This is a genomic window from Arthrobacter sp. TJ-254, from assembly GCF_058269175.1.
This window is the reverse complement of record NZ_JBZCNF010000003.1, coordinates 223,072-245,955: the sequence shown is the minus strand read 5'-3', so window position 1 is coordinate 245,955 and position 22,884 is coordinate 223,072. Positions and strand designations below refer to the sequence as shown.

Annotated in this window: 19 protein-coding genes and 1 pseudogene; 5 read left to right on the top strand and 15 right to left on the bottom strand. The window is 67.1% G+C overall.

What is annotated here, in order from left to right; translation table 11 throughout:
- The first annotated feature begins 59 nt into the window (after positions 1 to 59).
- Positions 60 to 1,040: a hypothetical protein gene (locus AC4D14_RS09875; RefSeq protein ID WP_490901872.1), complete on the top strand. Its 981-nt coding sequence runs from the start codon at positions 60 to 62 to the stop codon at positions 1,038 to 1,040.
- A gap of 13 nt (positions 1,041 to 1,053) precedes the next feature.
- A pseudogene (locus AC4D14_RS09870) lies at positions 1,054 to 1,221 on the top strand (AAA family ATPase); the annotation flags it as partial.
- A 93-nt stretch (positions 1,222 to 1,314) separates the two neighbouring features.
- Here AC4D14_RS09870 and allB read toward each other — a convergent pair.
- The 8 genes from allB to aceB all read right to left on the bottom strand — a co-directional run bounded on the left by allB (position 1,315) and on the right by aceB (position 11,218).
- Positions 1,315 to 2,670 carry an allantoinase AllB gene (gene allB, locus AC4D14_RS09865; RefSeq protein WP_490901871.1) on the bottom strand — a complete coding sequence of 452 codons (1,356 nt, stop codon included), beginning with the start codon at positions 2,668 to 2,670 and terminating at the stop codon, positions 1,315 to 1,317.
- The gene (locus AC4D14_RS09860) at positions 2,667 to 3,833 is read right to left on the bottom strand and encodes a glycerate kinase (protein WP_490901870.1); all 1,167 of its coding nucleotides are present in this window, start codon (positions 3,831 to 3,833) and stop codon (positions 2,667 to 2,669) included. The genes allB and AC4D14_RS09860 overlap by 4 nt, the downstream gene beginning before the upstream one ends.
- Positions 3,834 to 3,843: 10 nt before the next feature.
- Positions 3,844 to 5,622: a glyoxylate carboligase gene (gene gcl, locus AC4D14_RS09855; protein WP_490901868.1), complete on the bottom strand. Its 1,779-nt coding sequence runs from the start codon at positions 5,620 to 5,622 to the stop codon at positions 3,844 to 3,846.
- Positions 5,623 to 5,635: 13 nt separating this feature from the next.
- Complete coding sequence (locus tag AC4D14_RS09850; protein WP_490901866.1) at positions 5,636 to 6,538, bottom strand: 2-hydroxy-3-oxopropionate reductase; 903 nt, start codon at positions 6,536 to 6,538, stop codon at positions 5,636 to 5,638.
- A 28-nt stretch (positions 6,539 to 6,566) separates the two neighbouring features.
- On the bottom strand, positions 6,567 to 7,349 hold the full coding sequence (locus AC4D14_RS09845; protein WP_490901865.1) for a hydroxypyruvate isomerase family protein: 783 nt from the start codon (positions 7,347 to 7,349) through the stop codon (positions 6,567 to 6,569).
- Positions 7,350 to 7,509: 160 nt separating this feature from the next.
- Positions 7,510 to 8,343, bottom strand: coding sequence for a bifunctional allantoicase/(S)-ureidoglycine aminohydrolase (locus AC4D14_RS09840; RefSeq protein ID WP_490901864.1), 834 nt, complete (start codon positions 8,341 to 8,343; stop codon positions 7,510 to 7,512).
- A complete protein-coding gene (locus tag AC4D14_RS09835) occupies positions 8,340 to 9,620 on the bottom strand; it encodes a DUF6986 family protein (protein ID WP_490901862.1) in 1,281 nt (426 codons plus the stop codon). Before AC4D14_RS09835 ends, AC4D14_RS09840 begins: the two co-directional genes overlap by 4 nt.
- Positions 9,620 to 11,218: a malate synthase A gene (aceB, locus tag AC4D14_RS09830; protein WP_490901860.1), complete on the bottom strand. Its 1,599-nt coding sequence runs from the start codon at positions 11,216 to 11,218 to the stop codon at positions 9,620 to 9,622. Before aceB ends, AC4D14_RS09835 begins: the two co-directional genes overlap by 1 nt.
- 246 nt (positions 11,219 to 11,464) lie before the next feature.
- Between aceB and AC4D14_RS09825 the strand changes: the two genes are divergently transcribed.
- From AC4D14_RS09825 to AC4D14_RS09815, 3 genes are all read left to right on the top strand, one after another.
- On the top strand, positions 11,465 to 12,226 hold the full coding sequence (locus AC4D14_RS09825) for an IclR family transcriptional regulator (protein ID WP_490901859.1): 762 nt from the start codon (positions 11,465 to 11,467) through the stop codon (positions 12,224 to 12,226).
- 217 nt (positions 12,227 to 12,443) lie between these two features.
- The gene (locus tag AC4D14_RS09820) at positions 12,444 to 12,938 is read left to right on the top strand and encodes a nucleoside deaminase (protein ID WP_490901857.1); all 495 of its coding nucleotides are present in this window, start codon (positions 12,444 to 12,446) and stop codon (positions 12,936 to 12,938) included.
- 14 nt (positions 12,939 to 12,952) lie between these two features.
- Positions 12,953 to 14,461: an NCS2 family permease gene (locus tag AC4D14_RS09815; RefSeq protein ID WP_490901855.1), complete on the top strand. Its 1,509-nt coding sequence runs from the start codon at positions 12,953 to 12,955 to the stop codon at positions 14,459 to 14,461.
- Here the strand turns inward: AC4D14_RS09815 and xdhC are convergent.
- The 7 genes from xdhC to uraD all read right to left on the bottom strand — a co-directional run bounded on the left by xdhC (position 14,419) and on the right by uraD (position 22,774).
- Positions 14,419 to 15,294: a xanthine dehydrogenase accessory protein XdhC gene (gene xdhC / locus AC4D14_RS09810; RefSeq protein ID WP_490901853.1), complete on the bottom strand. Its 876-nt coding sequence runs from the start codon at positions 15,292 to 15,294 to the stop codon at positions 14,419 to 14,421. The genes AC4D14_RS09815 and xdhC overlap by 43 nt on opposite strands.
- Before the next feature lie 93 nt (positions 15,295 to 15,387).
- A complete protein-coding gene (gene xdhB / locus AC4D14_RS09805) occupies positions 15,388 to 17,772 on the bottom strand; it encodes a xanthine dehydrogenase molybdopterin binding subunit (protein WP_490901852.1) in 2,385 nt (794 codons plus the stop codon).
- A complete protein-coding gene (locus AC4D14_RS09800; protein ID WP_490901851.1) occupies positions 17,769 to 19,292 on the bottom strand; it encodes a xanthine dehydrogenase small subunit in 1,524 nt (507 codons plus the stop codon). Before AC4D14_RS09800 ends, xdhB begins: the two co-directional genes overlap by 4 nt.
- Before the next feature lie 68 nt (positions 19,293 to 19,360).
- Positions 19,361 to 20,932 carry a nucleobase:cation symporter-2 family protein gene (locus AC4D14_RS09795; protein ID WP_490901850.1) on the bottom strand — a complete coding sequence of 524 codons (1,572 nt, stop codon included), beginning with the start codon at positions 20,930 to 20,932 and terminating at the stop codon, positions 19,361 to 19,363.
- Positions 20,933 to 20,991: 59 nt separating this feature from the next.
- Complete coding sequence (gene pucL / locus AC4D14_RS09790; protein WP_490901849.1) at positions 20,992 to 21,945, bottom strand: factor-independent urate hydroxylase; 954 nt, start codon at positions 21,943 to 21,945, stop codon at positions 20,992 to 20,994.
- A 2-nt stretch (positions 21,946 to 21,947) separates the two neighbouring features.
- A complete protein-coding gene (gene uraH / locus AC4D14_RS09785; RefSeq protein ID WP_490901848.1) occupies positions 21,948 to 22,283 on the bottom strand; it encodes a hydroxyisourate hydrolase in 336 nt (111 codons plus the stop codon).
- Complete coding sequence (gene uraD / locus AC4D14_RS09780; RefSeq protein ID WP_490901847.1) at positions 22,280 to 22,774, bottom strand: 2-oxo-4-hydroxy-4-carboxy-5-ureidoimidazoline decarboxylase; 495 nt, start codon at positions 22,772 to 22,774, stop codon at positions 22,280 to 22,282. The genes uraH and uraD overlap by 4 nt, the downstream gene beginning before the upstream one ends.
- Positions 22,775 to 22,884 lie beyond the last annotated feature (110 nt).

The following is a 22,884-nucleotide window of genomic DNA, read 5'->3' as shown; positions in this document are numbered from 1 at the left end:
GTCTAGCGTGATTATCGAGCGCGGGAATAACATGACTAGCAGGTCTCCACAATCCGGATGTGGGAGGACTGATGGGGCTTCGCAGCAGAAGGAAACGCTCCGACTCCGCGGCAGCCGCTTCGCAGACCAACCCCGCGCCCGCACCCAACGCTGCCGAGAACACAGCAGCATCGCAGCAGCCCGCGCCCAGTGGCCCAACCGCCGGGAGCACAGGCTTCGAGCCCGGCCGCGGCGAGGACACCAAACAGGTGAACGTAGCGCTGCGGGTAGCCATTTATGCTGGCTTCTCGCTTTTCATCGCCGTCCTGGCGGCAATCGGCATCGAAGGCGAGATCCTGCAGCGCATGATCCGGAACCAGCCGGTCTTGTTCGCGCTCTGCGCTTCACTTGCGGCCGTCGCCGCCGCGCTCCCCGTCCTCATCACAACGAAACAATGGAAACTCAACAAAGGTCTGCGTTCCGGACTCGAACTCGCCAGCGCAGGACTGATCGTCCTCGCCGTGGGCGGGAGCATTTTCCTTGGTGCGTACGTCATCACGAACCGTGAAGCGCCATCCCTGGATCTGGCGGTCGACCGGACGTCCGAGGGGGTCCTGCACATCAGGGCAGAGACGAGCGCGTCGGCCCTGCGGACGTACGACACCTTGCTGCTTAGGATCATTGCCGTCCGCACCGACCCAACAGCACCGGATGGCTCCGTGCTGGCGAGTGAACTCGTCGATCCGAGGGCCTGCGATGTCTTCACCACGCCGGACGCGGCCGGCGACCACTCCTTCTGGGTCGTCTTCTGGGGTTCAACCGGTGCGAACATCGAGGGTATTGCCCACACGGCGTGGGAGGGGGACATAAGGCTCTCCGGAGTGCGCTTTGTGTGCGCCGACGCGGCGCTGAGCCTCGACAAGACAACCTCCTTCCGTCGTGATGGGAACCTCGAGGTGGTGGCCTACGAGGACGTCACTCCTCTGGCAGTGCCGGCTGCGCCCAGCACGGCACCCACCCCGTCGGCAACCCCGTCGGCAACCCCGTCGCCGCGCAGCTAGGGGACGCCGCACGCGGCTGATGGAGTCGTTCCTGCTCTCGAACCCCGGCCTGCGCTCCCGGTTCGCGCGCGAAATCACCTTCCCCGACTACTCGGTCGACGCGCTCCAGACAATCTTCAACCAAATGCTGGCCCAGCACGAGTACATGCTTGAGCCCGGCGCGGACCAGAGACGGAGCCGGTGCCCGAACCGCCACGATGGTGGCGCTTGCTGACTGACTGATTCAGCGACATCCGCGGCGATCAGCGCGCGGCCGCGTCGTCACCGGGCGTGTTCAGGCCTCGCCGCGGCGGAGCAACCGGCCGCGCGGCGACGCACCGTCCACCTCGACCCCCCGCAGGTAGGTGCGCCGCACGACTCCCGTCAACTGCTTGCCGTCGTACGGGCTGACGGCGTTCCGGTGGTGGAGGGAGTTCATGTCAACCGTGAAACCCTCCTCCGCCGCGAAGACAACGAGGTCGGCGTCGAAGCCCACCTCCAGCCTGCCCTTCCGTTCAAGGCGTGCGAGCTCGGCGGGCCGCTGCGACATCCACTGCACAACGCGCTCAAGCCCGATCCCCCGCCGGCGGGCCTCGGTCCACACCAGTGGAAGCCCGAGCTGCAGGGAGGAGACGCCGCCCCAGGCAACCCCGAAGTCGCCGTGTTCGGGGTCCTTGAGGTCGGGAGTGCTCGGCGAGTGGTCCGAAACGATGCAGTCGATGACGCCGTTCTCGAGCCCTTTCCAGAGCAGCTCCCGGTTGGCGGCCTCGCGGATCGGCGGGCAGCACTTAAACGCCGTCGCCCCGTCCGGGACCTCCTCGGCCAACAGGGTCAGGTAATGGGGGCAGGTCTCGACGGTGAGCTTCACGCCGTCGCGCTTGGCACTCGCAATCAGGGGCAGTGCGTCCGACGACGAAAGGTGGAGGATATGCGCCCTCGCCCCTGTCGACCGTGCCCGTTCGATCACCTCTGCGATCGCGACGTTCTCGGCGTCTCGGGGGCGGGAGGCGAGGAAGCGCTCGTACCGGTCCCCCTCGGCCGGCGGCGCGCTGCCGATGACGCGGGGGTCTTCGGCGTGGACGATCATCAGCGAGTCGAACGTGGCGAGCTCCGCCATGTCCTTTTCCATCTCGTCCGCTTCGAGGTGCGGGAACTCGTCAACGCCGGAGTGGATCAGGAAGCACTTGAAGCCGAACACTCCTGCGTCGTGAAGGGCACGCAGGTCGGATGTATTGCCGGGCACAGCGCCGCCCCAGAAGCCCACGTCGACGAAGGCCTGCGGTTCTGCCACCTGGCGCTTCTGAGCGAGGGCCGCAACGTTGACGGTTGGCGGGATGCTGTTGAGCGGCATGTCGATGATGGTCGTGACGCCTCCGGCTGCGGCGGCGCGCGTGGCCGAGGCAAAGCCTTCCCATTCGGTGCGGCCGGGTTCGTTGACGTGCACGTGGGAGTCGACGAGCCCGGGCAGCAGGGTTTCGTCGTCCCGCAGGTCGATGACGCGCGCGCCGTTCAGCCCGGCGCCCAGCGGCGCAAGGGCCGCTACGGTTCCGCTGCGGACACCGACCTCCCACTCCCCTACTGAAGCACCTGTCAGCACGCGGCGCCCGCGGATCACGAGGTCGAAGCCCTCGGTTGGAACGGCTTCGGTCATGAAACACTCCTTGGGGCGAAAGCTTCGGCGGGGTCGCGCTCCCGCAGGTAGGCGCCAAGCGACTGTCCCACCTTTTCGAGCAGTGCGCCGGCGTTCTTCATGCTCCGGGAGACGTCGGGCTCCAGTTCGGTGAGCGCATACGTTCCGGCGAAGCCCGCTGCGGCAAGCTCGGCGGGGGTGAGCAGGCTCCGGCCGCAGACGGCGACCACGGGCACCCCCGCAGCTGCGGCGGCCCGGGCAACCCCGATGGGGGCCTTTCCGAGCAGGCTCTGCTCATCGAGGCTTCCCTCGCCCGTGACTACGAGGGACGCCCCGGGCAGGTGATCGGCCAGGCCGGTCAGTTCGAGGACGACGTCGATACCCGGGCGCCGTTCGGCCTCGAGCACGGCGAGCGCCGCGTACCCGGTTCCGCCAGCGGCACCAGCGCCGGCACTGAGGGCGGTGGTTGCCGCCACCGGACCGATTTCCGCGGCGAGGACGTCGACGAACCGGCTGAGCGCTCGATCGAGTTCGGCGACCTCGGCGGCTGAGGCACCCTTCTGCGGGCCGAACACGGCTGCCGCGCCGCGCCGCCCGAGCAGGATATTGTCGACGTCGCTGGCAAGGACGAACCGGGTGTCACTGAGCCGCGGATCGAGGCCCGACAGGTCGATTTTCGCGAGCCGCGCCAGGGCTCCGCCGCCCAGCGGCAGTGGATTCCCCGCTTCGTCGAAGAGGCGGGCGCCGAGGCCGGCAAGGAGCCCGGCCCCGCCATCGGTGCTGGCGCTTCCGCCAACCCCGAGCACCACCTCGGTGCATCCCCGCTCGAGTGCGGCGACGATCAGCTCTCCGGTGCCCTTTGTCGTCGCACCGAGCGCGTCGAGGACACCCGGCGGCAGGACGGCGAGCCCCGACGCCACCGCCATTTCGATGACCGCCTGGCGTCCGCGAACCGCGAAGGCCGCCGTCACCGGCTCGCCCACGGGGCCGGTGACTACCTCCTCGTGGCGCTGGTAGCCCGCAGCGAAAGCCGCCTCGAGGGTTCCCTCACCGCCGTCGGCCGCAGGCATCGCGAAGATCTCGGCGGCGGGAAGTTCTTTAAGCAGTCCCGCCGCGAGATGCGTTGCCACCTCCGTTGCCGTCAGCGAGCCCTTGAATTTGTCAGGAGAGAGAACAATCCGCATGAGCGCAATCCTAGACGAGCAGCGAAATGGCGGTCGGGGCGTCGTCCGCCGACACCGCGAGCTCCTCGAATTCGTTGACCGCGTCGATACCTGCGGCGCCCATCGATATGTTGGTCACCCGTTCGAGGATCACCTCGACCACAACGGGCACCCGGAACTCCTCGATGAGCAACCGCGCCTGGGCGAAGGCGGCCTGGAGATCATCGGCCTCACGGACGCGGATCGCCTTGCAGCCGAGCCCCTCGGCCACCTTGATGTGGTCGACGCCGTAGCCCTCAAGCTCAGGGGCGTTGATGTTTTCGAACGCGAGGGAAACGTGGTAGTCCATCTCGAACCCGCGCTGTGACTGGCGGATCAGCCCGAGGTAGGAGTTGTTGACCACGACGTGGATGTACGGGAGGTGGAACTGGGCTCCGACGGCGAGCTCTTCCATCATGAACTGGAAGTCGTAGTCGCCAGAGAGCGCAACGACGGTGGCACCCGGGTCGGCCGTCGCGACGCCGAGGGCCGCCGGGCCGGTCCACCCGAGCGGTCCTGCCTGGCCGCAGTTGATCCAGTTCCGGGCCGCGTACACGTGGAGGAACTGGGCGCCTGCGATCTGGGAGAGCCCGATGGTCGAGACGTACCGGGTGTCCCGGCCGAAGGCCCGGTTCATTTCCTGGTAGACGCGCTGCGGCTTCATTGGCACGTTGTCGAAGTGGGTCTTGCGCTGCAGCATCGACTTCCGCTGGGCGCAGTCCTTCACCCAGGCGTTCCAGTCGGGAAGGCCCTGCCGTTCCTTCCGCTCGCGGGCGACGTCAATCAGCCCGCGCAGGGCTTCCCCGGCGTCGGAGACGATGCCGTAGTCGGGGGCGAACACCCGGCCGATCTGCGTGGGTTCGATGTCAATGTGGAGGAAGGTCCGGCCTTTGGTGTAGACGTCGAGGGCTCCGGTGTGGCGGTTGGCCCAGCGGTTTCCGATGCCGAGGACGAAGTCCGATTCGAGCATCGTCGCGTTGCCGTACCGGTGCGAGGTCTGCAGTCCCACCATTCCCGCCATGAGGCCGTGGTCGTCGGGGATTGAACCCCAGCCCATGAGGGTGGGGATGACCGGGATGTTAAGCAGTTCGGCCAACTCAACGAGCTCGGCGGCCGCATTGGCGTTGATGATTCCGCCGCCCGCGATGATCAGCGGCCGCTCGGCAGCGGTAAGCATGTCGAGGGCCTTTTCGAGCTGCGGCCGGGTGGCCGCCGGCTTGGAGGGGCGCAGTGGTTCGTAGGTGTCGGGGTCGAAGTCGATCAGTGTCTGCTGGACGTCGATTGGGAGATCGAGCAGCACGGGGCCGGGCCGGCCTGAGCGCATCTCGTAGAAGGCTTTCTGGAAGGCTCCCGGAACCTGTGCGCCTTCGAGGACGGTCATCGCCATCTTCGTGACCGGCTTGGCGATTGAGGCGATGTCGACGGCCTGGAAGTCCTCCTTGTGGAGTTTCGCCACCGGCGCCTGGCCGGTGATGCACAGGATGGGAATCGAGTCGGCCCAGGCCGAGTAGAGGCCGGTGATCATGTCGGTTCCGGCGGGCCCTGAGGTTCCGATGCAGATGCCGATGTTGCCGGCCTTGGCTCGGGTGTAGCCCTCGGCCATGTGGGAGGCGCCTTCGACGTGGCGGGCCAGTACGTGGTGGATTCCGCCGTGTTTCAGCAGTGCGGAATACAGGGGGTTGATTGCCGCGCCGGGGAGCCCGAAGGCCTGCGTGGCTCCCTCTTTCTCGAGGATGAGTACCGCTGCGTCTACTGCGCGCATCTTTGGCATGGTTCGGGTCCTCTCAGGATGGTTGGTTGGGTTGCCCTGAGGCGCGGCCGGAGAGCTGTTCGACGAGGAGCAGAAGCGCCGAGTGGTCGAGTGAACCGTGGCCCTGGGCGCGAAGCGATCCCATGAGCTGGGCGGTGAGCGCTCCGAGCGGAATGGCGACTCCCGCCTCGCGTGCGGCGGCGGTGACGATGCCCATGTCTTTGTGGTGAAGGTCCACCCGGAAGCCCGGCTCGAAGCTGCGGGCCGCCATCGATGCTGCCTTGCGGTCGAGGATGCGGTTGCCCGCGAGGCCCCCGGCGAGCACCCGCACTGCGGCTTCGGTGTCGACGTTGTGCGCTTCGAGGAACACAAGCGCCTCGGCAACGAGCTGGATGGTGCCTGCGACGATCAGCTGGTTCGCCGCCTTGACGGTCTGCCCCGAGCCGGCGGGCCCGACGTGGACGATCGTGCCGCCGACGGCCTCAAGGATCGGGTGGACGACGTCGAAGTCCTCAGGGGCACCGCCGACCATGATCGAAAGGCTCCCCTCGATGGCTCCCTGCTCACCGCCCGATACCGGGGCGTCGAGTGCCCGGATTCCGGCCTCCGCCGCCGCTGCGGCGAGGCGGACGCTGACGTCGGGGCGGATGGTGCTCGCGTCCACCCAGTACGCTCCGCGCGGTGCGTTGGCGAAGACACCGTCCGGCCCTGAGACCACTGATTCGACGTCGGGTGAGTCGGGAACCATGGTAATCACGATGTCGGCGTCCTTAACCACCCCGGCGATGTCCGCCGCACCCTTCCCGCCCTCGGCGGCGAGCTGGTCCACCCGGTCCTGGCTGCGGTTGAACCCTGTGACGTCGTGCCCGGCCTTGACCAGGTTCACCGCCATGGGCAGGCCCATGATTCCGAGTCCGATGACTGCGATCTTGCTCATTGTCTGCGTCCTTTGGTTGGGGGGTTGTTCAGCGGGTCAACCAGCGGAAAGCGGTCTCCGCCGGCTCCTTGAATTCGAGGCCGATGTAGCCGGAGTAGCCGGCGGACCTGCTGGAGTCGATCCATTCCCCCAGCGGGAGCGATCCCGTGCCGGGGGCTCCGCGGCCGGGCGCATCGGCGATCTGGATGTGCCCGAAGTCGGCGCCGTAGGCGCGGATGACGGCCGCAACGTCGTCGCCGTTCACTGCCAGGTGGTAGAAATCGGCGAGGAGCGCGATGTTGGCTGCGCCCTCCGCCCGGACCTTGGTGATCACGTCAAGTGCCTGCTGTGCGGTGAGCAGCGGGTAGCGCTCGGCTCCGCTGACGGGCTCGAGCAGCACGGTTCCGGAGACCGCCGCGACGGCCTCCGCAGCAAGGGTGAGGTTCTCGATCGCGAGGGTGTCCTGCTCCTCCGGTGTCGATTCCTCGGTGCGGTTGCCGTAGAGGGCGTTGAAGGCCCGGCAGCCGAGGCGGCCTCCAATACCGGCGACGACGTCGAGGTTGTCCCGGAATTCCTGCGAGCGTGCCGGCCATGACACGAGTCCCCGGTCACCGCCGGGCATGTCGCCAGCAAAGAAGTTGAGCCCGGTCAGCTGCACGCCGGCCCCGGTGATCGCATCCTCAAAGGCGCCTACCTCGGCGTCGGAGGGAACGGCTTCGGGGAAGGGCCACCAGAACTCGACGTTGTCGAACCCGGCGGCCTTGGCGGCGGCGGGACGCTCAAGCAGGGGCAGTTCGGTCAGGAGGATCGAGCAGTTGACTGTGTAGGACATCGGCGTTCCTAGGCTCAAAAGATTTCACTTCGTGGAATATTATTTCCTTTATATGAAAACCCTAGGGTGGATACGGAACACCTGTCAATGGCGGGGACACAAAAAAACTCCGCCGCGGATCCGAGGGTCCGCGGCGGAGCGAGGGAGTGGGGCTGGACGGTCAGAGCACGATCTGCCGGTTGACGTCCTTGTAGAGCAGGTAGCGGAAGTTGGCTGGACCCCCGGCGTAGCAGGCCTGGGGGCAGAAGGCGCGCAGTGACATGTAGTCGCCCTCTTCGACCTCGACCCAGTCGCTGTTGAGCCGGTACACGGCCTTTCCTTCAAGCACGTACAGCCCGTGTTCCATCACGTGGGTTTCGGCGAAGGGGATTGAGGCCCCCGGCTCGAAGGTCACGACGTTGATGTGCATGTCGTACGCGAGGTCCTCGACCGGCAGCATGCGGGTGGTGCGCCACTTGTTGTCGGTGCCGGGCATCCCGTCGGGCTCGATGTCCTGTTCGTTGCCGACGACGACTGCGGGCTGGTAGCCCTCCAGCGGCTGGTAGCGCTTCCGAATCCACTGGAACTTGGCGTGGCCGGCTCCCCGGTTGTGCGCCTTCCAGCGGGCACGGGCCGGAAGGTAGGCGAACCCTCCGGGCACCAAGGAGTGCTCCACGTCGTCGATCGTCACCTCGAGGGTCCCCTCGAGCAGGAAGACAAATGATTCGACCTCGGGCTGCGGCTCGGGGGCGCCGGAGCCCCCGCCGGGGGCCACCTCCATGAGGTACTGGGCAAACGTCGTCGCACCCCCTGCCACCGGACGGTTGAGGATCCACGCGCGGGTCCCCGTCCATTCCGGAAGCACGCTCGTGACGATGTCCCGGAGCACTCCCCGCGGTATCACCGTGTACGCCTCGGTGACAACGGCACGGTCGGAAAGGAGCGCGGTCTGAGGCGGAAGCGCGGTCGGCGGAGTGTAGTAGGAGGACCGGGTGGAGGAGGCGGGGCTTGTCATGAAAGTCCTTTGCGTTCGCGGGCCAGCCCGGGGTGAGCGAGCAGGGTCAACTGTGCGGCATCGATGCCCGTGCGTTGTTCGATTTCATTTTCGTCGAGCGCACCGCAGAGGAGCCCGCGGTGCAGGAAGCGCGCAAGCGCCCTGGCGGTCGCCGGTTCGTCGAGCACCGTGCTTTCGAGCCGGTGAACATAGTTGCGCAGCCGGGAGGCGGCGTGATCGAACCCGTGCAGATAGAAGAAGTACGTGGCGATGAACCGGGTGGGCAGCTGCGCCGGGTGGAGGTCCCAGCCCTGGTAGAAGCCCCGCTCCAGGGAGCGCCGAACGAGGCTGGCGTGCAGCTTCCACGCCTGGACCCTGTTGTCGGCAGAACCGACCGGGAGGATGTTCGTCGACCCGTCGGATAGCCTCACCCCGGTTCCGGCCGCTGCCACCTGCATGACCTGCTTGGCGTAGTCGGCGGCCGGATGGTCCATCGCCTGGTAGGCCGCGGCGATCTCGAGGGAGGCGCTGTAGTCGTAGGTTCCGTAGTGGAGCCCGGACACCCTGCCATCGCCCGAGTGGAGCAGCCGGGCCACCGGCACAGTGCCGTCGGGGCCGAGGATCAGCTGCGGGGTTTCAACCTGCACTTCGAAACGAAGCCGCCCGTCCCCGAGCCCGTGTGCCTGTTCGAGGCGCCCGCACAGCCGGGCCATCACCTCCACCTGAGCCACGGTGCTGACCTTGGGCAGGGTCAGCACGAGCCCCTCCGGCAGTTCACCGTGCTGCACAAGGCGGGAGAGAAACAGATCGAGGGTGCGGATACCCCGCGCCCGCGTCGGCTGCTCGAAGGACTTGAACCGGATGCCGAGAAAGGGCGGGGCGGCGGAGTCGGTGGCGGCTTCGGCAAGCTGGTCGGCCACCGCGAGCGCTGCGGCATCCTCCTCGGCGTCGGGGCGGTTCCCATAGCCGTCCTCGAAGTCGATTCGGAGATCCTCGATCGGCTCGGCGAGCAGTTTCGCCTTCACCTTCGCACTGATCGGTCCGATCATCTCTGCGGGAAGCTCGGCGGTCCTGCACAGGGACTCAAGGCCGCCCTGTGCCTCGACCGCAGCCAGTGCCTCCCCGCCCCATCGCGCGGCGAGGCCGGGTTCGAACCGGTCGGCGGGAATGTAGACGGTGTGAACGGGCTGGCGGGTGCCGGCGTCGCCCGGGTAGTTCCGCACCAGCAGCTCGTCGGTTTCGGCAAGCTTTTCGGTTGCGGCGGAGTAGTCGTCTGCGCCGAGGACGGTCTCGGGCATCAGCGCACCAGCTCGTAGGCCGGGAGGGTGAGGAACTCGGTGTACTCCTCCGAGAGGCAGATGTCCGCGATCAGGTTGCGGGCCGGTTCGTAGTACCGCTCGAAGGTTCCGCTTTCAACTTCGGTGCGGAGTTTTTCGAACTCCTCATCGAGCAGGGCCGTGACGAGCTCCGGGGTGACGGTGTTTCCGGTGTCGGTGAGCACCGCCTTGTTGCGCAGCTGCTGCCACACCTGGGACCGTGAAATTTCGGCAGTCGCGGCGTCTTCCATCAGGTTGTGGATGGCGACAGCGCCGTTGCCGGACAGCCAGACCGCCACGTAGGCGATGGCCACGTACAGGTTGGAGCGCAGGCCCGCTTCGGTGATCGAACCGCCCGCGGAGCGGACGTCGAGGAGGTCCCCTGCGATGACGCTGACGTCGTCGCGCTGGCGGTCGAGCTGGTTGGGCTGGTTTCCCAGCACCGCGTCGAACACCTCCCTGCATACCGGCACGAGGTCGGGGTGTGCCACCCAGGAGCCGTCGAAGCCGTCGTCGGCTTCACGGGTCTTGTCGGCCCGCACCTTGGCGAAGGCCTCCTCGGTGACGGCCGGTTCGCGCCGGTTGGGGATGACGGCCGCCATGCCGCCCATGGCGAAGGCGCCCCTGCGGTGGCAGGTTTTCACGAGGAGCTCGGTGTAGGCGCGCATGAACGGGGCGGTCATTGAAACGCTCGCGCGGTCCGGCAGCAGGTAGGCGGGCCCGGCATCGCGGAAGTATTTGATGATGCTGAAGAGGTAATCCCACCGGCCGGCGTTGAGCCCCGATGCGTGGTCCTGGAGCTCGTAGAGGATCTCGTCCATTTCGAAGGCGGCGGGGATCGTTTCGATGAGCACTGTCGCACGGATTGAGCCGTGAGGCACCCCCACATACTCCTGGGCGAAGACGAAGATATCGTTCCACAGGCGGGCCTCGAGGTGGCTTTCGAGCTTGGGCAGGTAGTAGTAGGGCCCGCTTCCGGTGTTGAGCAGCTGCCGGGCGTTGTGGAAGAAGTGGAGGCCGAAGTCGACGAGGGCGCCGATGGCCGGCCTGCCATCGATCAGCACGTTCTTTTCGGGAAGGTGCCATCCGCGCGGCCGTGCCACGACAACGGCAAGGGGCGCGTCGAGGCGCAGCGAATACTCCTTGCCTTCCGGCGAGGTGTAGTCGAGCCGGCCGCGGGCTGCCTGATAGAGGTTCAGCTGTGAGTCGACAACGTTGTGCCAGGTGGGCGTGCTTGCGTCCTCGAGGTCGGCGAGCCAGACCTTCGCCCCCGAGTTGAGGGCGTTGATTGCCATCTTTGCCGGGGAGGCGGGTCCGGTCATCTCCACCCGGCGGTCCCGCAGGTCCGGCGGTGCCGGCGCCACGTGCCATGCTCCGTCGCGCACGCCCCGGGTCTCGGGGAGGAAGTCGAGCCGGCCGGTCCTGGCGACCTCCGTCCGGCGGGCGACGCGGGCCGCGAGACGCTCGTCCCGCTCGGCGCGGAAGCGCAGGTGCAGCTGCTCCACGAACTCCAGTGCTTCGGGGGTAAGGATTGTGTCCGCCCCTTCGACGGGCGCGGGATCGGTCAATTCGATGGCCATGCTTTTCGCTCCTCGGGATCGTCGGTGCCGCCCGTCAGCGTGCCGCTGCCCCGGCATCGTCGCCGAACAGCACAGTACCGCGCTGAAGTTTTCGTATTATGGATATTATTGTCTGCCAAGTGGAAGCACAAGGAAGAATGCTCCGACATGGGGGTGTTCGTCATGCTGGACCAGAAATAGATTCCACGATGCGGATAAGCGATATCATGAACCAGTAACCGGCGGCGCAAGACACCAGGAGTATCCATGACGGAAGCCCCAGCCCGAGGCGGCGTGCAGTCCGTCGAACGCGTCTTTGAACTGCTTGAGCTGATTACGGACGCCGGGGGCGAGGTGACCCTCAGCGAACTCTCGTCGTCAACCGACCTGCCCCTCCCCACCATCCACCGCCTGCTGCGCACCCTCGTGGGCAAGGGCTACGTCCGCCAGCTGCCCAACCGCCGCTACGCCCTGGGGCCCCGGCTCATCCGGCTGGGAGAGGGAGCGAACAAGCAGCTTGGCGCGCTCGCCCGGCCCCAGCTGAAGTACCTCGTCGACAGCCTCGGTGAAACCTCGAACATGGCCGTCCTCGATTCGGACATGGTCGTCTACATCGCGCAGGTACCGTCATCCCACTCAATGCGCATGTTCACCGAGGTGGGCCGGCGGGCGCACACGCACGATACCGGCGTCGGCAAGGCCATCCTCGCCCAGCTCGACGACGAGGCGGTGCGCGCCATCGTCGCCCGCGCGGGAATGCCCACTCCCACCGAGAAGAGCATCGGCAGCGTCGATGCACTCCTGGCGGAACTCGGGAAGATCCGTGAGCGCGGATACGCAATCGACGACGGCGAGCAGGAGCTGGGGGTGCGCTGCTTTGCGATTGCAGTCCCCAACGCCCCCACCCCTACGGCGATCTCCGTCTCCGGACCGGTGAGCCGGGTGGACGAGGACTTTGCCGAGCGCGCCATCCCCTTCCTCAGCAAGGCGGCCCAGGCCATCTCCGACGACCTCAACGGCGTCTCCTAACTTCCACATTGCGATAAAACTTTTTCAGAAATAGTGTGTTCCGCGTCACATGATGGTGTTACAGTCTGAGGACGAAGCCAACGGCGGGCACCCCTCCCGGGGGTAGCTATCTACCAGGCGGACCTGCAAGCCAAATCCCCGCAGCAGTCTTGCCAAGCCACCTGCCCCGTTCGGCATCGGTGGTGCGGAAGGGTTGTTGCCTCGCTTGGGAGGACCTGTGAGCACCACAACCAAGGAAGAGCAGTATCTGGGGGAGGCAATCTCCCTCGCCATAGCCAATGTCTCAAACGCCGGCGGCCCGTTCGGCGCCGTCATCGTGACTCCGGACGGAAGCGTCTTCAAAGGCGTCAACCGGGTCACGGCGACGAATGACCCGACGGCCCACGCCGAAGTGATGGCCATCCGTGCCGCGTGCACCGCCATTTCCTCGTTCGACCTCTCCGGCTGCGTGCTTTATTCAAGCTGCGAGCCGTGCCCCATGTGCCTCGCGGCCGCCCTCTGGGCCCGCGTTGACCGCGTTGTGTATGCCGCCGACCGCGATGATGCAGCTCGCGCCGGCTTCGACGACGCCGTTTTCTACGACTACTTCTCCACCCCGGTCGAGGAACGCTCAATGCCGTCCCTCCAACTCCTCCCCTCACCGTCCGGGGGCTTCGACGCCCGTGCGCCTTTTGACGCCTGGACCTCATACACCGGCCGCGTGGCCTACTAGGAAGGCGCAGCGCCATGGCACTCACGACGCGCGACAATGAATCCCACGACGGGCGCTCCCCCCGGGGTGCCCGCCGCCGCCCGGCGGACGGAGGACGCTTCAGCTCGGTCGACGCCTTCTTCCAGATCACCGAACGTGGCTCCAACAAGGCCCGCGAAGTGCGCGGCGGGCTTGTCACCTTTTTCACGATGGCCTACATCGTCATCCTCAACCCGCTCATCCTTGGCGGATTCAGCGCCGACGCGGCAGCAACCGACGTCGAAGGCGGGTGGCTTGCCGCCGCACAGGTGGGCGCCGTCACCGCCCTGACGGCCGGGGTGATGACGATCCTCTTCGGAATGGTCGCCAACCTGCCGTTCGGCATCGCAGCGGGGCTGGGCATCAACTCCTTCCTCGCCGTCTCGGTGATCGGTGAGGTGACCTGGGCCGAGGCGATGGGCCTCGTCGTCATCAACGGCCTGCTGATCGTCCTCCTTGCCGTCACCGGGGCCCGAACGGCGATCTTCAACGCGGTGCCCCCGGAGCTCAAAGCGGCAATCACCGTGGGCATCGGCCTGTTCATCGCGTTCATCGGCTTCGTCGACTCGGGCTTCGTCAACCGGACCGAGGGCGGGCCTCCCGTTCAGCTCGGGGACAACGGCTCGATCACCACCGTGCCGACCGTCGTCTTCCTGGTCGGCCTGATCACCATGGGCATCCTCGTGGCCCGGCAGGTCAAGGGCGGGCTGCTGATCGGCATGATCACCACGACGATCGTCGCCGTGATCATCGAGGCCTTCCTGAAGCTCGGGGCCGGCGGCCCCGACAATCCCGGCGGCTGGCACCTCAACGCACCGGCAGTGCCCGGAGGCATCGTCTCGGTCCCGGACTTCGGGCTCCTGGGGCAGTTCAGCTTCGGCGCCTTCGACCGCATCGGCGTGCTCGCCGCAACAATGCTTGTGTTCACCCTGGTCTTCACCAACTTCTTCGACGCGATGGGCACAATGACCGGGCTTTCCAAGAGCGCCGGCCTCGCCAACAAGGAGGGAACCTTCCCCCGCCTGAAGTCGGCCCTGATCATCGAAGGCGTCGGCGCGGTGGCCGGAGGCTCGACGTCGTCCTCCTCGAACACCGTCTACATCGACTCGGCTGCCGGCATCGGTGAGGGCGCCCGCACGGGCCTCGCCTCGGTGGTCACCGGTGTCTTGTTCCTCGCTGCAATGTTCCTCACCCCCCTGACGGCGGTGGTTCCCTTGGAGGTTGCCGCGGCTGCGCTCGTCGTGGTCGGGGCGATGATGGTGGCCCAGATCCGGGAGATCGACTTCTCGATCTTCTCGGTGGCGCTTCCCTCGTTCCTCACCATCGTCACGATGCCGCTGACCTACTCAATCGCCAACGGCATCGGGGTCGGGTTCGTCACCTGGGTCCTCATCCGTGCCGGTTCGGGCAAGGCGCGCGAGATCCATCCCCTGCTGTGGGTTGTTGCAGCGGGCTTCCTGGTCTACTTCGCCCGCGGGCCGGTGACCGCCTGGATGGGCGGCTGAACCGACGTCGCACGATCCGCTCCGGAAACCCTCGCCTCTTCGGAGGCGAGGGTTTTCAGCAGTTCGGCGGCAACGCTGACGGCGATCACGGCGGGGGCCTTTCCCTCGAGGCCGGGAAGCCCGATGGGGCACGTGATGGTGTCGATGACGGCGTCGGCGTGCCCCTCAGCGCGCAGCCGCTGACGGAACCGCGACCACTTGGCGCGGGAACCGATCAGCCCGACAGTGCCCAGGTCGGCCCGGCGCAGTGAAGCGTCACACAGCAGGAAGTCCTCGGCGTGGTCGTGGGTCATGATGAACACGTGCGAGCCGGCCGGCAGCGTGCCCAGCACTGCCTCCGGGGCCGGACCGGCCGAGGGCCGGACGTCGGCGGTGCCGGCAGTGACGTCGGCCAGGCGCGCGGGGCTGACCTGGTCGGGCCTGCTGTCCACAAGGTGAAGCTGCAGGGGCAGGCGGGAGAGGATCCGGGCCAGCTCGTATCCGACATGGCCAACGCCGAACACGGCGACAGTGGGGCGCGGCAGGAACACTTCGAGGAGGACCCGGACCACGCCACCGCAGCACTGCCGTCCGTGCTCGGTGGGGGCATGCTCGTTGAGCGCGAACTCAAGGGACTCCGGGCCCGAGGCGCCCGCGGCGAGCAGCGCCCGGGCGCGCTCGACCACCGTGGCCTCGAGGTTGCCGCCGCCGATGCTGTCCCACGTGGCCCCGGCGCCCACAACCATCTTCGCCCCGGCTTCCCGGGGCGCGTGGCCGCGCACCTCGGTCACCGTGGCGAGGACGCCCGGCGATCCGTCGGCGCGCAGGGCCTGCAGCGCTGTCAGCCAGTCCATGTCACTGCTTCCACATCACTCTGTCCACATCAGCTGGTCACTCGGTTCATGCCGCCCGGCCTGCATCTCCCGGGAAATATCGTCCTGGAAAAATTACTGCGCCGATGCGGGAACCGAAGCTTCAACCCGGACCCCGTCGGCCTCAGCGGTGGCGTTCCGTGCCTGCTCCACCGCCCAGTAGACCGCCTCGGGGGTCGCCGGGCTGGCCAGCTCGACCGTCCGGCCACCTGGTCCGAAAGCGCCGGCTGCTTCGCGCAGGGCCTCCCTCACGCTCAGGGAGAGCATGAAGGGCGGCTCCCCCACCGCCTTGGATCCGTAGATGACCCCGCTCTCGGTTGCACGTTCGAAGAGGTGGACGTTGAACTCCTCGGGCATTTCGGAGAAGCTTGGCAGCTTGTAGGTGCTCGCCGACTGTGTGTCGAGCCGCCCGCGCCGCTGCCCGTCGGAGACGTCCCAGCGCAGCTCTTCGAGCGTCAGCCACCCTGCGCCCTGCACGAAGCCGCCCTCGATCTGGCCGATGTCGATGAGCGGCGAAAGGCTGTCACCGACGTCGTGGACGATGTCGGCCCGCAGCAGGCGGTAGGCCCCGGTGAATCCGTCGACCTCCACCTCGGAGACCGCGGCCGCGTAGGTGAAATACTTGAACGGCTCGCCCTGCATGCGGGCGCCGTCCCAGTGAAGGCCTTCGGTCCGGTAGTACCCGGCCGCCCAGAGCGATACGCGCTGGAAGTACGCGTCGTTCACGAGGTCGGCGAAGGCGATGTCCCGGTCGGTGAAGCCGATTCCCGTCACGGTCCCGTTGTCGAACCGGACGTCGGCGGGGTGGATGTTAAGCTTCCGGGCGGCCACCTCTGCGAGGCGGTCGCGGATCTGGTCGCACGCGTTCCGGATCGCGGCGCCATTGAGGTCGGCACCGGAACTCGCCGCCGTCGCCGAGGTGTTGGGCACCTTGTCGGTGCGGGTCGGCGCGAGGCGGACGGTCTCAAGGGGAACGCCGAGCGCGGTCGCAGCGACCTGGCGCATCTTTGTGTGGAGTCCCTGGCCCATTTCGGTGCCGCCGTGGTTGATCAGCACCGAGCCGTCCTTGTAGACGTGAACGAGCGCCCCGGCCTGGTTGAACGCTGTGAGGTTGAAGGAGATACCGAACTTCACGGGAGTGATGCCCAGCGCGCGGCGGACGTGGCGGTGCGACGCATTGAAGGCTGCGATTCCGGCGCGGCGGTGCTCAACGTCGGCGCGCTTGAGCAGCTGCTGCCACACCATGTGCAGCCGCTCGGCGTGCCGGACCGGCTGTCCGTAAGGGGTCGCCTGGCCGGGAAGGTAGAAGTTGCGCCGGCGCAGCTCGCTCGGCTCAAGCCCCAGCAGCGGCGCGCACCGGCCCATCACTTCCTCGATGACGAACATTCCCTGCGGGCCGCCGAAACCGCGGAAGGCCGTCTGCGAGGTTTTGTTGGTCTTGGCGATGCGGCCGTGGACCTCGACGTTGGGAATCCAGTAGGAATTGTCGATATGGCACAGGGCCCGGGCGAGGACAGGCTGGGACAGGTCCAGGCTCCACCCTCCGTCGCTGGTGAGCGTAGCCTTTAGCGCGAGGAGCTTGCCGTCCTCGTCGAATCCGGCCTCCCACCTCGCGGCGAACGGGTGCCGCTTGCCCGTCATGGTGATGTCCTGCGTGCGGTTCAGCCGCAGCCGCACCGGCCGCCCGGTCAGGGTGGCTCCGAGTGCAGCGATGGCGGCGAATCCGTGCGGCTGCATTTCCTTGCCGCCGAAAGCCCCGCCCATGCGCAGGCACTGCACCGTCACCTCATGGCTGTGCAGCCCGAGGACGTGGGCAACGATTTCCTGGGTTTCGGTGGGGTGCTGGGTGCTGCTGTGGACGAAAACCTGTCCGCTCTCGTCGACGTAGACGAAGGAGGCATGGGTTTCGAGGTAGAAGTGCTCCTGCCCGCCGAACTCGACCTCCCCGCTGAACCGTCGGGCGGTACCCATCAGGGCCGCGTTGGCGTCGCCGCGGGCGACAGTCGGCTGGTCGCCCTGGAAGCTCTCCTGCTCGATTGCTTCGGTGAGGGTGAGGATCGAGGGCAGCGGTTCGTAGTCCACTTCGACGGCCTCGGCCCCGAGCCGTGCTGCCTCGAGGGTTTCCCCCAGCACCCAGCACACGGCATGGCCGTAATACATGACTTCGCTGGGGAACAGCGGTTCGTCGTGCTTGGTTCCGGCGTCGTTGATGCCGGGCACATCGGCACCGGTGAGGACCCGGACCACGCCTGGGACCGCCAGGGCGCCCCCGGTGCGCAGTGCGCTCACGAGGGCGTGTGCGTGCGGGGCCTGGACCGGCCAGGCGTGGAGAACGTCCTGGCTGCGGATGGGGAGGTCGTCGGTATACAGGGCTGTACCCGTGACGTGGAACGCCGCACTCTCGTGGGCGACCGGCACTCCGACGACGGGATTGATTGGGCGGTCGGCAAGGGATTTCACCGGGTCACCTCCAGGGTGGGTGCTGAGCTTGTCTGTGCGTAGAACCGCAGCATCGACTGTCCGAGCATTGCCGAGCGGTAGCGGGCGCTGGCCCGCAGGTCATCGATCGGGGTTCCCTCGGTTTCCATCACCGCGGCGGCCGCAGTGGCGGTCTCCTCGGTCCACGGCCGGCCGATGAGCGCCTCCTCGGTCCGCAGTGCCCGGATCGGTGTTGCAGCGATCCCGCCCATGCCGATCCGTATCGAGGCCACAGTGCCGCCGTCGAGGCGCATCGCGAAGGCGACGGCGACGCTTGAGATGTCGTCGAAGCGCCGTTTGGCGATCTTGTAGAAGGCAGTGCTTTCGGCGAGGGGAAGCGGGACGTGCACCGCGCGCAGCACCTCCCCGGGCTTCCTGACGCTTTGGCGGTAGCCGGTGAAGTATTCGGCGAGCGGTACGTCGCGCTCCCCACCGGAGGAGGCGAGGACCACCGAGGCGTCGAGGGCCAGCAGCGCCGGCGCGGTGTCGCCGATCGGGGACCCGGTGGCGAGGTTGCCGCCGAGGCTCGCGGCGTTGCGGATCAGCCGTGAGGCGAACTGCGGGAAGAGCTGGTTCAGCAGCGGCACCCGCCCGGCCAGCCCGCGCTCGGCTTCCGAGAGGGTGAGCGCAGCCCCAATTTCGATGCGGTCGGTGCCGACTGTGAGCGTCCGCAGCGGCTCAAGCCGGTCGATGGCGATGACCATCGGGGGCCGGACGTGCCGGATGTTGACGTCGACTCCGGCATCGGTGGCACCGGCCACGACCTGGGCGCCCGGGTTCTGCTCGAGCAGCTCGAAAAGCTCCTCCATGCTGGCCGGCCGCACGAACCGGGCACCGTTGCTGCCTGCCCGGGTGTTCCGTGCGTCCGGAGCCGGGCGTTCCTGGCGCTGCAGCAGGGTGTCGTTCTCCGCCGGGGCACCAAGCGCGTAGGCCGCGTCGCGGATCGGCCGGTAGCCGGTGCAGCGGCAGAGGTTGCCGCTGAGGGCGTGGAGGTCGAATCCGTTGGGCCCGCTCTCGTGGTCGGTTGCATGTTCCTCCCCGACCACCGCGGTGCCGGTCTCCACCCGTTCCCCGGACCCCGTTGCGTCCCGCTCGGGGCGGTAGTATTCGGCAGCCATTGAGCAGATGAAGCCCGGGGTGCAGTAGCCGCACTGGGAGCCTCCCCGGTCCGCCATCTCCCGCTGCACGGGGTGGAGGTCCTCCTCCGCGCGCGGGCCCGGCGCCGTGCCGAGGCCCTCGGCGGTGAGGATCTCCTGCCCGTCGAACGCCAGCGCGGGCGGCAGGCAGGCGTTGACCGAGGTCCACCGGGTGCGTCCGGGTCCGTCGGGGCGGGCGACCATCACGGCGCACGCACCGCACTCACCCTCGGCGCAGCCTTCCTTGGCTCCGGTCAGGCCTTCGGCGCGCAGCCAGTCGAGCAGCCGCTCGTGCGGGTTGACCCCGCCGCAGGGCCGGACCTCGCCGTTGACCGTGATGTTGATAGCGTCAGTAGTGCCGTCCATGCTTTCCACTCCTCAGCGGTGTGAGCAAACTATACAACTCGTGGAAGTGGGCTTCCACGATCCGGATATCAACGGGGCTGCTCGGGATGGTCGGTCTCGCAGGCCCGGCGGACGTCGTCGATCGTGCGGATCTCGCCCTTGTCAATCTTTTCCTTGACCATCGTGTACCGGGCGGCGTCGACAACCGGGATCTCGGTGCCTGAGGCGTCGATGAGCCTGCCGTCCTGGTAGTAGTCACCGTCCCGGAATCCCTGGAGCTCCTCGGCCCGAACGACGCGCGGCGGGCTCGCCGCGAACACCGACTGCTGGCTTGAGTTGCCGACCTTCAGGTGGTTGAAGAGCAGGTTGAGCAGGACGGCCATGATCGCGGCCGAGCTGATGCCGGAGTGGAAGATCACGCTGAACCAGGTGGGGAACGCGTCGTAGAAGGTGGGTGCGACAACCGGAATCATGCCGAATGCCAGTGACACTGCAACGATCACAAGGTTCATGTTGTCCTTGTACTCGACCTTGGCGAGGGTGCGGATGCCGCTGGCTGCGACGGTGCCGAAGAGGACGACCCCGGCCCCGCCGAGCACCGGCGTGGGCACCGCGGCGACGATCCGCGCCAGGATGGGGAGCAGCCCGAGGACGAGCATGATGACACCGCCGGCCGTCACCACGTAGCGGCTCTTGACTCCGGTGATCGCGACGAGACCCACGTTCTGGGCAAAGGCCGTCTGGGTGAACGAGTTGAAGACAGGGGCGACGGCGCTTGAGAGCATGTCGGCCCGCAGGCCGTCGGCGATGCGCCGGGAGTCGACCTTCGTCCGTGCGATCTCACCGACGGCGAGGATGTCCGCGGTTGTCTCTGTCATCGTCACGAGGACCACGATGACCATTGAAATGATCGCCGCCACTTCGAAGGTCGGCCAGCCGAAGGCGAAGGGGCGGGGAACGGCGACGATGTCGCCCTCCGCCACACCGGAGAAGTCGGCAAGCCCAAGGATTGCGGCGATGATCGTACCGCCGACGATGGCCAGGAGGATCGACAACCGGGAGATGGCCGAGCTGCCCAGTTTGCTGAGCAGCAGGACCAGGGCGAGGGTGCCGGCGGCGAGTCCGATGTTGGAGAGCGAGCCGTAGTTCTCGGCCGCAGGGTTGCCTCCCATGGCCCAGTTCGCCGCGACGGGCATGAGCGTCAACCCGATCGTGGTGATCACGATGCCCGTCACCACGGGCGGGAAGAACTGGATGATTTTCGCGAAGAACGGCGCGACGATCAGGCCCAGCAGTGACGCAACGAGCACCGAGCCGAACACCGACTGGATTCCGCCGCCGGCATTAAGGATGGCGATCATCGTCGCGACTCCGGCGAATGACACGCCCTGGACGAGGGGAAGCTGCGAGCCGAAGAACGGTACGCCGAAGCTTTGGAGGATCGTCGCGGCGCCTCCGATGAAGAGGCAGGAGGCGATCAGGAGGGCGATCTCCGTCGAGTCCATGCCGGCCGCTGATCCGACGATCAGCGGTACGGCGATGATCCCGCCGTACATGGTCAGGACGTGCTGCAGCCCGTAGGTGAAGGTCCGTCCGAGGGGCAGTCTTTCGTCTTCGGGGCGTGAACCTGCTGCGTTACGAGTGGTGCTGAATGCTTTCATAGCTGACTTCCTTGTCCGCTTGATGGTTGCCTGCGCCGGGAGCCTGATCCCGGCCTTGTTCAGCAGAAGCCGGGGACGTGGGCCCAGACTCCGGGTTCGCCGGTGCTGCCTTCGCGCTCGACCGTTGCCTCGATGAGCCCGTAGGGCCGGTCAGCCGCGAAAAACACTTCGTTGGGGTTCTCGAGCCCGAACGGTGAGAGGTCGACCAGGAAATGGTGCTTGTTGGGAAGGGAAAGCTTGACTTCCTGGATTTCGGGATGTGCCTCGAGGACGTTCTTGCCCATCTGGAACATCGTCTGCTGGAGTGCGAGCGAGTGGGTGTTGGCGAACGCGTCGAGGAGGATGCCGCGCACGCTGGCGTACAGGGCGTTGAAATCGACGTCGAGGGTGTTGTACCGCCACCGGGCCGTGACATCCGTGGCAAGGATGCGGTCCGTTGTCTCGGCGAGGGTGGTGTAGCGGTCGCGCGGAAATCCGGAGAATTCCGAGCCCGTGGACTTCAGGACGGTGAGGTCCTGGATCCCTGCGACAACATGCCTCCGCTCCCCCTCGACAACCAGCACGGCTGTGCGGGTTTCGGACTTGTTCCGGGAGAAGGCGTGGTCGTGGTCTGAGATCCGGTCCCAGAAGTACTGCTCGGCCGACCATCGTCCGCCGCTCACCCAGTCGAAGCTCGAGGTGAAGTGGTCGGCGAGGCGCACCAGGAAGGTCTCGGGCGAGCCGATGCCGTCCTTGGCGAAAGCGTAGACCGTGTTTTTCTGGGTGTCGGTTGCCACAACATGAGAGTTGTCCCCCTCGGTGTGGGCGGACTCGAAGTCGCCGTGCAGCTGCGAGGTGACATTGAGGTCCTCGATCGTGTGGCGGGCGGTGTCCCTCGTGATCCTCACCAGCCGGACCTCCGCCTTGCCGTACTGGTTCTGCCCCAGCACGATGCGCGCCGGCCCTGCGCCCGGGATTGTGCCCTGCGCTGCGTTTCGACCGGTGGTCGGTGAAGTGGTGCTCTGAGACGTCATTGTCAGCTCCCTCGATAGGTTGAATAGGCGAACGCACCCAGCAGGAGGGGTACGTGGTAGTGCTCGGTAGGGCTTGTGACGGTGAAGGTCAGCGCCACTTCGGAGAAGAAGGTCTCAACCCCTGCCGCGGCGAAGTAGGCTCCGGTGGCGAAGTCGATCCGGTAGGTCCCCCCGCCAAGCTCCGCCGGTCCCAGCTCCTTGATGCGCCCGTCGGCGTCGGTGGTTCCCTGCGCTAGAGGTTCCCAGCCCGTGCCGTTCCGGCGCGAGAGGGTGGCAGAGATGCCTGCGGCCGGCCGGCCGGTTCCGGTGTCGAGGACGTGTGTTGTGACCTGGCTCATGGCGTGACCGATCCTTCAAGGCGCAGGAGCGCGATTTCCCGAAGTTGCCCGGCAATCACCGGAAGTTCCTCGTCGGGTGTGTGGTCGAGGCGGGCCTTGAGGCTCGCGAGGATTTCCGGGGCGGAGCGTCCGGCCGCCCGGATCAGAAAGACCCTGCCGAACTTCTCCTCGTAGGCGCGGTTCCCTGCGGCAAGCTGCGCCGCGGTGTCGCCTGACGTGTCCACGCCCGACTGTTCCCGGCGTGAATGGCCGGCCTCCGCCGAGGCACCGGAGGGACGTTCGCCGATACGGGGATGATGCGCCAGGGCGCCGTCGATTTCGTCGGCGGACCAGTCGGGGGCGGCGGTGGCGGCCAACGCGCTCAGCGCCGCAGTCGTCGGGAAGGGCCGGGCCTCGAGGATGTCATTGACCCAGCGGGGCACGTCGCAGCAGGTCCGGAGCAGCTCCGCGGCGGCGTCGGCGGGTGCGTCGTTGAACTCGTTTAAGCGCATGGTCGGGTGTCAGCTTTCCTGGTTCCTCCGCTGCAGCGCTGAACACCCTTGACCATCGACGGAATCGACTTGATTCGATGTTTCTGCAATGCGGAACTATTTTTTCATAA

Excerpts from the sequence above, each read along its gene's own strand:
- AC4D14_RS09800 (WP_490901851.1), bottom strand. The coding sequence starts at position 19,292 with ATGGACGGCACTACTGACGCTATCAACATCACGGTCAACGGCGAGGTC.
- aceB (WP_490901860.1), bottom strand. The coding sequence starts at position 11,218 with ATGGCCATCGAATTGACCGATCCCGCGCCCGTCGAAGGGGCGGACACA.
- xdhC (WP_490901853.1), bottom strand. The coding sequence starts at position 15,294 with ATGGACTGGCTGACAGCGCTGCAGGCCCTGCGCGCCGACGGATCGCCG.
- AC4D14_RS09845 (WP_490901865.1), bottom strand. The coding sequence starts at position 7,349 with ATGTCCTACACAGTCAACTGCTCGATCCTCCTGACCGAACTGCCCCTG.
- AC4D14_RS09825 (WP_490901859.1), top strand. The coding sequence starts at position 11,465 with ATGACGGAAGCCCCAGCCCGAGGCGGCGTGCAGTCCGTCGAACGCGTC.
- AC4D14_RS09860 (WP_490901870.1), bottom strand. The coding sequence starts at position 3,833 with ATGCGGATTGTTCTCTCTCCTGACAAATTCAAGGGCTCGCTGACGGCA.
- pucL (WP_490901849.1), bottom strand. The coding sequence starts at position 21,945 with ATGACGTCTCAGAGCACCACTTCACCGACCACCGGTCGAAACGCAGCG.
- AC4D14_RS09840 (WP_490901864.1), bottom strand. The coding sequence starts at position 8,343 with ATGACAAGCCCCGCCTCCTCCACCCGGTCCTCCTACTACACTCCGCCG.
- AC4D14_RS09835 (WP_490901862.1), bottom strand. The coding sequence starts at position 9,620 with ATGCCCGAGACCGTCCTCGGCGCAGACGACTACTCCGCCGCAACCGAA.
- uraH (WP_490901848.1), bottom strand. The coding sequence starts at position 22,283 with ATGAGCCAGGTCACAACACACGTCCTCGACACCGGAACCGGCCGGCCG.
- uraD (WP_490901847.1), bottom strand. The coding sequence starts at position 22,774 with ATGCGCTTAAACGAGTTCAACGACGCACCCGCCGACGCCGCCGCGGAG.
- AC4D14_RS09850 (WP_490901866.1), bottom strand. The coding sequence starts at position 6,538 with ATGAGCAAGATCGCAGTCATCGGACTCGGAATCATGGGCCTGCCCATG.
- AC4D14_RS09795 (WP_490901850.1), bottom strand. The coding sequence starts at position 20,932 with ATGAAAGCATTCAGCACCACTCGTAACGCAGCAGGTTCACGCCCCGAA.
- allB (WP_490901871.1), bottom strand. The coding sequence starts at position 2,670 with ATGACCGAAGCCGTTCCAACCGAGGGCTTCGACCTCGTGATCCGCGGG.
- gcl (WP_490901868.1), bottom strand. The coding sequence starts at position 5,622 with ATGCCAAAGATGCGCGCAGTAGACGCAGCGGTACTCATCCTCGAGAAA.
- AC4D14_RS09815 (WP_490901855.1), top strand. The coding sequence starts at position 12,953 with ATGGCACTCACGACGCGCGACAATGAATCCCACGACGGGCGCTCCCCC.